The sequence below is a fragment of the Paraburkholderia sp. OAS925 genome (assembly GCF_040543975.1).
Taxonomy (GTDB): domain Bacteria; phylum Pseudomonadota; class Gammaproteobacteria; order Burkholderiales; family Burkholderiaceae; genus Paraburkholderia; species Paraburkholderia graminis.
Window position 1 is genome coordinate 2,750,072 of sequence record NZ_JBEUNO010000002.1, and the last position, 10,962, is coordinate 2,761,033.

The window sequence follows — 10,962 nt, forward strand, 5'->3', positions numbered from 1 at the left end:
GGTCCGAAGACCTGAGCCGAGGCGGCGACCGACCAGACTAGACAGACTGCGTTTCTAAAACAGACATCGCGCGGCCTAGAAGCGATACGTCGCGCCGACCTGGAAGAAGCGGCCAATGTTGGTGTAAAGCGACTGGTCGTAGCCGGTGATATCCGGCGTGGCCTGCCACTCCACGTCGAACGGCGGCTTGCGATCGAAGATGTTGTTGATGCCGCCGTAGATGGTCCAGTGCTTGAAGCCGCGATACGTGGCCATCAGGTTGAACTGGCTATACGACGCGACAGACAAGGTGCCGCCGTCGCCGAACTCGTCCGCCACCGCGTTGGTGTACGGGCCGGTGTATTGCCAGGTGAGCGTCGTCGTGAACTTGCGGTAGTCCCAACTCAGGCTCGTATTGCCCTTCCAGCGCGGATTGCTCGCACCGAACGGTTGCAGCAGCGCGAGATTGTTGCCGGCGAAATCCTGAGTGGGCGCGCCCGGACTATTGAGCTTGAAGTGCCACACATAGGCCCAGTCGCCCGCGAGCGTGAAGGTGCCGTACTTCGTGCCGACCGACTTGCGGAAGTTCATGTCGAAGCCGTCGGTGTCGAGCGAGCCAAGATTGACGAACTGTTCCTTGATGTACGCTACCGTGCCGTCCGCATTGCGAATCACCGTCGACGGATCGTTCGCGTTGATCACCGCGTTCGGGTCGTTGGTGCCGATCACTCCGTCGATATGGATCTTGTAGAACGCCGCGCCGATATCCGTCGACGAGTCCGGCGATAGCTGGAAGCCGATGTTGTAGTTCTTGGTCCGCTCGGGCCCGAGGTTCGGATTGCCGTTCACCTGTTCGGTCGTGAAGTGCTTGGTCGGCACGCCGCTCGGGTCGTTCGGGTCCACCAGATTCTGGTGCGCGAGATAGGTCGCCTGCGAATTTTCGACGAGCGTCGGCGCACGGAAACCACGGCTGTACGACGCGAATGTCGTGAGCGCCTGCACCGGCTGAAAGCGCAGCGCGAAGCTCGGCGAAAACGCGCCGCCAAAGTCGCTGTAGTGGTCGTAACGGCCGGCCTGCGTGAACGTCAGGTTGCGGATGATCGGAATGTCGATCTGGTAGTAGACCGCGGCCACGTTGCGCTCGCCGTCGACCGTCTGCACGTTGGCCGGCGCGGTGATGCCGAGCGCGCTGTAGGTGCGCGAATTGATCAGCGAGCTCTCGTGACGGAACTCCGTGCCGAAGCCGACGCCCACAGGCCCGCCCGGCAAGTTGAAGAGATTGCCCGTGGAGGTTTTGGCCGTCACGCTGTCGAGCTTGGAGATGGCCTGCTCGTAGTCGTTCTGGAACACGCCGTTCAATCCGTTAGGCGTGGCCGCCGGATTCGAGAAATCATAAACGCCGTTCTGCAAGATGTTTTCGACACCCGCCACGTTCAGGGCATTCCTGTACGTCGTGTCGACCGTGCTTTGCGAATGGCCGTAGTCCGCGGACCAGTCCCAGTCGCCGAACTTCTGCGTGGTGAACGAGCCCTTCACGCCGGTCGTCGCGCGCCAGAATGTGGACACCGTATCGGCTGAAACCGTATTCGGGAACGTGTAATTGATTTGCGCCGGCGCGCCGAACGGGTTGTACGGATTGCTTCCCGGGACGGTTCGCGACAGCGGCAACGCGGAGCCGGTCGCCGGATTGAACGCGTTGGTCGTGCTTGCAAGCACGGCCGGACCTTCGTTCTGCACCGTTTCGTTTCGGCTCACCCACAAGTCCGCGTAGGCCTGCACGTCGTCGTTAATTTTGAAGGTGCCGTGCACCTTCGCATTCAGACGCGTGGTGGACGGCACCAGCGATGTCGCGCTGGCGGGGTTGCTCTTGCACGTCGCGCCGCCGTTTGCCGAGACGCTGCCGGGCGGGCATGGGCTGAGCGCGGTCTGGGTGCCGTCGGGTGCTGTCCAGTAAGACTGCTGATTGGGGCCGAGCGGGCCTGCCAGGCCGCCGGGGAACTGGCTGAAGTCCTGATTGGCCGTCATCGACCGGTCCGCCAGCGACGATCCGCTGTCGCGGTAGTAGCTTGCCGCGGCCGTCACGTTAAAGCGATCCGCGTTCAGATCGCCGAAGCCGCCGAGCACGCCGAAGTTGCCCTGGGCATCGCCAGGATGCTGCGCCTTGCCGAGCTGGCCGTCTATCTGCAGGCCCTGGAAGTTCTTCTTCGTGATGATGTTGACCACGCCCGCAATCGCGTCCGAGCCGTACACAGACACGGCGCCGGTCTTCACGATATCGATGTGATCCACCATGTTGAGCGGAATCGAATTGACGTCGAAGAAGGTGTCCGTGAAGTTGACCGCCTTGCCGTAATTCGCGACGCGCTGGCCGTCGACCAGGACCAGTGTGTACTTCTCACTCAAGCCGCGCAGCGCGATGCCGCCGCCACCTTGCGCGGAGCTGTTCATGGTCGTTTGGCCCCAGCTGCTGCCCGAATTCGCCGACGTGCCGCGCAGGAAATCGGCCACCGTCGTATAACCGCTTTGCTCGATTTCCTTGGGCGTGATGGTCTGCACTTCCGTGTTGCCGACCTTGTCCGACGTGCGAATCAGCGAACCGGTGACTTCCACGCGCTGCATCTTCGTGACGTTACCCGTGTCCGTCGCGGCCGGCGCGGCCGGCGCGGCTTCCGACGTCGTGGCGGCTGCGGTACTACCGGTCGGGGCCGGTTGGCTTTGTGCAAACGCGGGTGCGGCAATCGCCGCTGACAGCGCAAGTTCTGCCCAAAGCATTTTTCTGATGGCCAACGCCAATGCCCTTTGTTTCATTTTCCCCTTCTCACTTGTCAGTAAGACCACACCTGTTGTGCAAAGAAAAGTCTTATGGACTTCTCCGCCTTTTTTACAACGCCCACGCACCACGCTTTACCGGATATGCCCCGCATGTGTGCAAATACGTCCAAAACGGATAAATCTGATCAGGTGCACTTTTGTTAAATCAGAGATCAGCCATCTATTCAATGGCTTTAAATATGGATGCCTAACTAAATAACAAAATGAAAGGTATTTTCTTTCTGGAACATTTCAGGTTCGATAAAAATTCGAAGCGTTGGGCATTCGACTTTTTCGCATCGCCTGTATCACTTGCGCAGCCGGTAACTAGTACGGATGCCTAAGTTTGCCTCTCCCCGCCTCCGGTCAGCAGGACTCGCCCCCCGGTTCGCGCGCCGCGGCTTGCCGGTGGGTTCGTCAGCCTATCGAAAGGTTTGCGGACACCTGGCTACTATCTTCGTTGCGCAGCCAGGAACGCCTGCATGCGCATGGCGGCCCTTGCCTTGGGTGGGATGAAACATAGCAAGCCAGAAACGCAGAGTCAAAATTTGTTTGATATATACAAATCTTGTTTGATGCCTTTTTGGCCAGGCTTCATCTGGTGTATGGACGCCGCACAGTGTCTCGTCCGACGTGTCCCATACGACGCGAACCCGGCCACGACTTTCGAGCGCGAGCGAAAGCGGCGTCCGAATACCGGAACGCTGACTTTTGCTCAGGCGGGAAAAGCGTGGAGATAGAAACTCACGGATCTCACGGCCGCGCGCTGCGTGTTACCAAAGCGCTCAATGGACAGGGACAATAACAAATCAAAATCGGTCGTCAAACTTTTTTTGATGCCGTTGTTTCAAACTTGCACCGCACCTGTCATTAGATGGATCGTTCTAGGGCTTTCGAATTTTCCGGTGCTTTTCACTGCCTGTGAAGGGTGAGCTATCGCCACGAGACTGAGCGCAATGCGAGTGGCAGATAGACGGTGCGCTTGCTTGTTGCGATGCAATGGTGGGGCGCTAGTCGTTGGTGCCGGCTCAGGTTCGAGCAGCCGTTTAGAGCAACGCCCGCGTGGCTTGAGACCATCCCTTCGCAAATCATTCGTAGTCCGATGGGCTTTAAATCCACAAGCCAATCCTTCTGTACCGGCAAGACGCCTTGACGCCCGGCGGAAATACACTTCACGTGGCTCGAAATCGAGCAACCATGACTACACCTGATCAGACCCTGGCTGCGCGTTAGCTGGCTAAGATGCGCATCCTTGCATGGTAAAAACTTTGTAATCCACTATTCTTTATATGGGCGGACCGACAGCTGTCAGGGCTGTTCCAGCTGAGGAGTTAATAAATTGATCACTAACTTATTGCGCCGCTCATCGTGGGCGAGCTTGCTATTAGTTCTGCTATTGAGCAGCGCTCCTCACGCCTATCCTGCCTCCGGGCAAAAAGAACCGCCGGTGCGTGCCGCGCGAGTTCAGCCTGAAACCGCCTCACAAGCCGAGGCTCGCGCGATTCTCATGAAAATGGCGCAGTTCCTTGGCGGGACGCAGAACTTTCGTGTCGGTGTGCGCAGCGGCTACGACGCGGAGCAGCCGTCTGGGCAAAAAATCGAATTCGGCGAATACCGCACCGTTACGTTGAGCCGGCCGGATCGCATGCGAGTAGAAACCGAGCGCAGCGATGGCGCAAAAACACTAGTTGTCCTGACTGGAAAAGAGATCGTTCTGGTCGATCTCGCCAGCAAAGTCTATGCGACTGCGCCGCAACCAGGTGCGCTGGACCAGAGCATCGTGTATTTCGTCAAGGATCTCGGCATGCGCCTGCCGCTCGCTGCGCTGCTGTTGAACCGGTTGCCAGAAGAATTGCAAACCAGGGTAGGTTCGGTGGACTATGTCGAGAAGACGAGTATCTACGGAACTGCGTCCCATCATCTGGCCGCGCGTACCGACACGGTGGATTTTCAGGTGTGGGTAGCCGATGGCGACAAGCCCCTGCTGCAGCGGATCGTACTGACTTACAAGAAGGCTGTAGGCCAGCCCCAGTTCTGGGCGGATTTTATCGACTGGAATCTCGCGCCCCAACTTAACGATGCGACCTTCTCGGCACAGGTGCCCGAGGGCCTGCAGAAAGTCGCGTTCGCAGCGCAACTCCCGCGTGCGTCGCACACGGCTCGCCAGTCGTCTGCGAAGAAGGGAGCCAAATAATGAAAACAGGACCGTGGGACCGTGCCATTGCGGCGTTGTTCGCCGCAGTGCTCACGTTGGGGCTGATCAACCAGGTCGATGCACGAGGCGAGCGAGGTGGTGGCGCCCGTGGCGGTGGCAGCGAAGGTGGCTTTTCGCGTGGCGGGGCAGCGTCGGCTGGGGGCCTCTCTTCCGGCGGCTCGACCGCTGTGCAAGGCGGTTCACGATCTCGCGGCGGACAGCAGGCAACGGCCCAACAACGGCAGACCTCTCGCCAGGCTACAGCGACCTCGACTTCAAGTGCGAATCAGAGCGCGCGTCAGAGTTCAGCGAGTTCGATGCAGGCAACCTCCAGCCAGAACCAGGCGAACCGCCAGCAGAGCGCGAGCCAGAACCAGTCCCAGCGCCAGGCTGCGTCGAGCCAGAACCAGGGTGCACGTCAATCCACCGCTAAGGAGATGCAGAACACGCGGGCTAACACCGTGAGCAACGTGCAGAACAACTACCATGGCGATTGCAACAACTGCTCCAACTCGGATTGGGACGGCGGCTCTGCGGCAGTCGGATTTGTGGCCGGGGCAATGGTGGTTGGTGCGACCGCTGCCGCAACCGCACCGCCGCCCGCAACCGCTGCGGTTGTCGCAGCGCCTGCGCCTGTCGCGCCGCCGTGCAACGTCGCACCAATCGCCGTTAACGAGGTGCCGTACTATAAGTGCGGCGCGACGTGGTTCGCGACGGGGTATGGCAGCGGCGGCGTGGTGTACACACAAGTTCCGCCACCGCCTGGATATTGATCGCGGTCGCCTCTCGCACGGCTGGGGGTTGAGCATCGCTTGGGTCCTGCTGACTCTCGAATGTCAGCACGAAAGCCACCGTTTAGACGTCCGGCAATGCATCGATCTCTGCGCGAAGCGCATCGACTACATCCGTCCAATCGCCTCTCGTGGTTTGCCGGAACAACCGCGCGTTTGCGTACCACGGACTATCGCTTCTATCGAGTTGCCATCTCCAGTCCGGCATGAACGGCAGAGCGATCCAGACGGGTTTTCCAAGCGCCCCGGCCAGGTGCGCCACGGCTGTGTCGACGCTGACTACCAGGTCGAGCCGGGCGATCAGCGCAGCGGTTTCGGCAAAGCTGGTTAGCCGTCCTGACACATCGCGTAGCGCCCCGCTTTGCTCAAGTTGTGCGAGGCACGCCCGATCGCTATCGCGCACATCCGGTTGCAACGCGAAGAATTCCGCGTCGGTTTCGAATACCGGCTTTAGTTGCTCAAGCGGAATCGATCGATTGTGATCGTTCAGATGCGTACAGCTTCCCGACCACACAATCCCAATCCGCGGCCGTCGTCTGGAGACCGGCAACAACTCGTCCCATTGACGGACAAGCTCTTCGTCGGCCTGCAGATAGGGACCGGATAGCGCGGGACCGGGTGTACCCACCTTGAGCGCAAACGGCAGACTCATGGTTGGAATGTGATAGTCAAAATGCTTTACCTGGTCGGTCTCGCCGATAACTTCCGCTGCGCCAGGATAATGTCGGAGGAGCGGTAACAACGCGTCCTGGACACGCAGCACGACATGCGCGCCGGCCGCACTTAGCTGATCCACGAAGCGTACGAATTGCAGCGTGTCGCCGAACCCTTGCTCATGATGAACGAGCACTGTCTTGCCGCCTATCGGTTGCGCGCCAGTCCATAGCGAATGCTGCGGAAATCCGTGGTCGCCCGTGCCATCGCGCCAGCGCCATTCGTACTCGCGCCAGCCGTGTTCGAATTCGCCCAGCAGTAAATTGGTCTGTGCTCGATTCGTGCGTGCGCCGGCGTCGTTCGGATCGATCGAAAGCGCCTTCCTGAATTGAAGCAACGCCTCATCAAAGCGCCGGAGATCTCGCAAGGCGACCCCGAGGTTAACGTATGCGCGCACGAACCGCGGCTTGAGCGCGATGGCCTGCCGGTAGGCATCGAGCTCGTCGTCATAGCGCCCCATCGTGCCTAGCAGCGTTCCCCGGTTGTAGTGTGCTTCGGCTAGTTGCGGATGGACCTTGCAAAGATGCACGAACACCTCGAGTGCCCGCTGCGATTGGCCAAGCTCTATCAGCGACACCGCCACACCATGCAACGCGGCGGCATCGTTGCGACACTGCGCCAGGCAGCGTTCGAGCAGCGCTATAGCAGCATCGCGGCGCTGCGCCAGCCGACAAACCTGCGCGGCGAACTTCAGTTGATGCCACGAGAGTGACGCACGCTCCGATGCCTGGATCAGATAGTCCGCGGCGCGTGCATGATCGCCCTGCTGGGCGGCGATATAGCCAAGGCCTGTGAGCGCCTCGCCGTGGTCGGGAGCGGTCTTCAGAATGCCGTGAAGCAGGCTTGCCGCATCGTCGAGCCGACCGGCCTGCAAGTTCGCCTGCGCGGCGGCGAGAATGTGTTCAGTATCGTGACTCATTACGCTGGGCACCAGGCAAGTGCGATCTGTCCAAAGATCGTAGAGGCCCATTGTACGGAATCGCGTCTAGCGGGTCTTACGAGCGATGCTTCCGGTTGGTTACCGCCAGATTCAGCGGAGATTCATCCGGTCCGCCACCGCTTCTAGATGTCGAGCTTGCTGACCTTCGTGCCTTCAAAGCTGAGGTTGGCCATCAGGCCGGAGTTCGTGACCACGAAACCGACGATCGGCGAACTGGTCGTTGCAGTGTCGAGCGAACCGTTGGCGCCAGTCTTGGCCACCGCGACGGAGCCATCCACGCCGGCTGTCCAGCCCTTGTCGGTGGTGCGGAATTTGTCGAGCGCGTCCTGCGTCATGAACATGAGTATCACCGCCTTGGACTGGGCGCCGATCTGCAAGCCAAATGAGGCGGTACTGGTCTTGTAATACCCGACGGACGCGCCTCGCTCGCGAAGCGCGCCTTCGCCGTATTCGCCACCGACCACCACGCCTGCCGCGAACACGGACGGAAAGACAAGAATCCCCTTGGCGTTGCCGGCCTGCGCCTGAGCACCCGGCGTCGAACTGTATAGCTTCTTGAGGGCGCCATCGACGCCGTCGTCGATTTCATTGCGCTTATTGGCCGCTTCCGTCGGATTCGAGGTCGTGCCACACGCGGCGAGCGAGCTGGCTAGTGCGATTGCGCTAACCGAAAAAAAAGTGCGACGGTTCATGAGCGTTCCCTTATTGAAGTGCGCCAGATTTGCGCCTGGAAACAGATGAGATTGCGATTCGTATCCGCCACGCGACGGAGTAACGCGGCAACACCGCACATGAACGATAGGCCTCGCGCACGCGGGCAGGTATAGGACCTTGGTCCGATGCGTCGCGACCTCGTTAGCCTCGCTTCGCGTAGTCAATAGCGCACGCTGCTACTGGGTCTTCACCTCGTTCTCTAAAGTCCGATTGTTCTCGAATGCCGAGACGCTTTCAAGCGTGGTTTCGCAAATGGTCGTCAACGCCTCGTGCGTGAGATAGGCCTGATGCCCCGTCACAATTACGTTGGGGAACGACACGAGTCGCTGAAAGACATCGTCGGTGATGATTTCGCTCGATAGATCGCGAAAGAAGAGATTGCTCTCCTGTTCGTACACGTCTATTCCAAGGCCGCCAAGCTGCCCGGTCTTCAACGCGTCGATGGCAGCCTCGGTGTCGAGCAGGCCCCCGCGGCTGGTATTGATGAGTATCGCGCCTCGCTTCGCGCGTGCGAGCGTCTGCGGGTTGATCACGTGGTGTGTCGCCGGTGTAAGCGGACAATGCAGCGAAATAACGTCGGCCTGCTCCCCTATCTCGCCGGGCTTCGCATAGCTCAGGCCGAGCGCCTGAAATTCCGCCGACGGTTGCGGATCGAAACCGATCACCCTGCAGCCGAAGCCGAGCATGATCTTTGCGAACACGCAGCCGATCTTGCCGGTGCCGATCACCGCAACCGTCTTGCCGCAAAGGTCGAAGCCAGTCAGCCCGTCAAGCGAGAAATTCGAGTCACGCGTGCGATTGTAGGCACGGTGGACCTTTCGGTTGATTGCGAGCAGAAGCGCTACGGCATGTTCCGCCACGGAGTTCGGCGAATACGTCACCACGCGCACCACCTTCATGCCGAGCCCGGCGGCGGCGGCGAGATCGACGTTGTTAAAGCCCGTGCAGCGCAGAGCCAGCAGACGCGTCCCACCCCTGTGCAGCGCGCCGAGTACTTCCGCGTCCGCCTTGTCGTTGACGAAGATGCAGACGGCGCCGTAGCCGGCGGCGAGGCCGGCGGTATCCGTATCCAGCAACACGTCGAAGTAATGCAGCTTGTGCGCACCGTTGCGATTCGCTCCGTCGAGATACCGGCGTTCATAGCGCGTCGAACTAAATACCGCTACTTCCATGATCGACTCCTTCAGTGTCCGGATTGAACGTCCGTCCTCGTGCGGCGCAGCTTTGTCTAGCCGGCCGCAATCGCTATGGCAAGCTGCACGAAAAGCACCTTGAGGATGGTCATCGACGGGAAAATCATTGCGTACATGATGTCGGGCTGATCCGTCGGCGCAACGCGGTTCGCGAAGGCGAGAATCGCGGGGTTGCCGGTTGCACCGCAAATCACGCCCACCGATGTATCGAAAGACAGCTTGAAAACCCAGAGGCAGCATATCGCCGTGACGCCGACGAGCACGAGCAAAGTTATCGCGCCATAAAGCAGCAGCAGCGGCCCCGCGGTCCCGACGGTCGTGACGAACTTGGGTCCGCAAGCGATGCCCACTTGCGCGAGGAAGATGGTGAGTCCGAGGTTGCGAAGGACAAGGTTCGCGGAAAGCGGCATCGTCCATACGAACGGTCCGTTGCGGCGCGCCTTGCCAAGGCACAGCGCGACCAGCAGCAACGCCGCCAGACCCAGACTGAACGCACCGAGACCCGGAAAGCGCAGCGGGATCGCGCCGACCAGCAGTCCCGCAGCCGCGCCTATGCCCAAGGAAATGAAACTGAGATCGGCCGTGCTCTTGATCGAATCGCCGAAGAATGCGCGCACGGCCACCTGATGCGCGCGGTTCACGAGCAGGCCGACCCGATCGCCCGCTTCGAGAACGAGCTCCGGCGTGGACAGCAGATCCGTATCGCCGCGCCGCACATGCGCAACCGCGCAGTTCACACCGTCCGGGAAACGCAGACTGCCAAGCGGCATGCCGACCACCGACGGATTCGAAGCGAACACGCGCATGTAGTCCAGGTCTTCCCGGTGACTCGCGATGCGTCCCGGCTGCAACTCCCCGCACAGCGTCGTCGCCTCCTCGAGCAGGCGCGCGTCGGTGGCCGTGACAAGAAGGACGTCGTCGGCGCGCAGAATGAGATCGTCGGTGGGGAGCTGGTTGCGATGCGCGCGCCGCACGGCCGCGATGGCTACGCCAGCAGGCAGCCGTGTCAGAAGTTCCGGCAACCGCAGACCAAAGAGACGCTCATTGCGCAGCGCGATTTCCGCAGTCTCGAGCAACTTCGCGGGCGGCTTGCGTATCCTGGCTTTGAGCGCCACGTTGAGCGCATAGATAAATAGAATCGGCCCGGCCACGCCGAACGGATAGGCAACGCTATAGGCCACGGCGGCATCGCTGCTGTTCATCGACGCGATCGCAACCTGAAGGCTCGCCGTGCTCGTGCCGCTCCCTGCGAACATGCCGAGAGAATCGGCGAGCGTAATGCCAAAGCGGATGAACGCGCACGCTGCGAGGCCTGACGCAATGACGCCGATACATGCGGCGAGATTGGCCTTTAGGCCCTCGCGGCTCGTCAGTCCACGAAAGAACTGTGCGCCGTACTGAATGCCGATGCCATACAGAAACATCAACAGACCCAGCGTGCCCAGCAACGCTGGCGGCGTGGCTTTTGGCGCGAACGCGCCAAGCGCCAGTCCAACGAACAGTACTGCCCCGGAGCCCAGCGCCACGCCTTTCACATTGATTTCGCCGATCAGGTAGCCAACCGCGATCGTCAAAAACAGCGCAAAGAGCGGCTGAGCTTCGACGAAGGTTCTGACTGCGTCCATG

7 protein-coding genes are annotated in these 10,962 nt (G+C 60.5%); 2 read left to right on the forward strand and 5 right to left on the reverse strand.

The features are described from left to right. Nucleotides 1–75: 75 nt before the first annotated feature. Nucleotides 76–2,787 carry a TonB-dependent receptor plug domain-containing protein gene (locus tag ABIE53_RS31045; RefSeq protein ID WP_192700265.1) on the reverse strand — a complete coding sequence of 904 codons (2,712 nt, stop codon included), beginning with the start codon at nucleotides 2,785–2,787 and terminating at the stop codon, nucleotides 76–78. Nucleotides 2,788–4,129: 1,342 nt separating this feature from the next. On the opposite strand from ABIE53_RS31045, the gene ABIE53_RS31050 reads away from it, so the two are divergent. Next, a complete protein-coding gene (locus ABIE53_RS31050) occupies nucleotides 4,130–4,984 on the forward strand; it encodes a DUF2092 domain-containing protein (protein ID WP_310076433.1) in 855 nt (284 codons plus the stop codon). 317 nt (nucleotides 4,985–5,301) lie between these two features. Continuing rightward, nucleotides 5,302–5,757 (forward strand): hypothetical protein, encoded by a 456-nt coding sequence (locus tag ABIE53_RS31055; protein ID WP_132384610.1) that lies wholly within the window; start codon nucleotides 5,302–5,304, stop codon nucleotides 5,755–5,757. 82 nt (nucleotides 5,758–5,839) lie between these two features. Here ABIE53_RS31055 and ABIE53_RS31060 read toward each other — a convergent pair whose 3' ends face one another. The 4 genes from ABIE53_RS31060 to ABIE53_RS31075 form a co-directional block, all read right to left on the reverse strand. Further along, nucleotides 5,840–7,459 carry a tetratricopeptide repeat protein gene (locus tag ABIE53_RS31060; RefSeq protein ID WP_376916647.1) on the reverse strand — a complete coding sequence of 540 codons (1,620 nt, stop codon included), beginning with the start codon at nucleotides 7,457–7,459 and terminating at the stop codon, nucleotides 5,840–5,842. Between the two features lie 92 nt (nucleotides 7,460–7,551). Continuing rightward, nucleotides 7,552–8,121 (reverse strand): BPSL1445 family SYLF domain-containing lipoprotein, encoded by a 570-nt coding sequence (locus ABIE53_RS31065; protein WP_192700267.1) that lies wholly within the window; start codon nucleotides 8,119–8,121, stop codon nucleotides 7,552–7,554. Nucleotides 8,122–8,319: 198 nt separating this feature from the next. Next, nucleotides 8,320–9,315 (reverse strand): 2-hydroxyacid dehydrogenase, encoded by a 996-nt coding sequence (locus tag ABIE53_RS31070; RefSeq protein WP_192700268.1) that lies wholly within the window; start codon nucleotides 9,313–9,315, stop codon nucleotides 8,320–8,322. Between the two features lie 56 nt (nucleotides 9,316–9,371). Next, a complete protein-coding gene (locus ABIE53_RS31075; protein ID WP_192700269.1) occupies nucleotides 9,372–10,961 on the reverse strand; it encodes an aspartate:alanine exchanger family transporter in 1,590 nt (529 codons plus the stop codon). Nucleotide 10,962 lies beyond the last annotated feature (1 nt).

Coding starts and splice junctions, on each gene's coding strand:
- ABIE53_RS31070 (WP_192700268.1), bottom strand. CDS start 9,315: ATGGAAGTAGCGGTATTTAGTTCGACGCGCTATGAACGCCGGTATCTC.
- ABIE53_RS31075 (WP_192700269.1), bottom strand. CDS start 10,961: ATGGACGCAGTCAGAACCTTCGTCGAAGCTCAGCCGCTCTTTGCGCTG.
- ABIE53_RS31055 (WP_132384610.1), top strand. CDS start 5,302: ATGCAGGCAACCTCCAGCCAGAACCAGGCGAACCGCCAGCAGAGCGCG.
- ABIE53_RS31060 (WP_376916647.1), bottom strand. CDS start 7,459: ATGGGCCTCTACGATCTTTGGACAGATCGCACTTGCCTGGTGCCCAGC.
- ABIE53_RS31065 (WP_192700267.1), bottom strand. CDS start 8,121: ATGAACCGTCGCACTTTTTTTTCGGTTAGCGCAATCGCACTAGCCAGC.
- ABIE53_RS31045 (WP_192700265.1), bottom strand. CDS start 2,787: ATGAAACAAAGGGCATTGGCGTTGGCCATCAGAAAAATGCTTTGGGCA.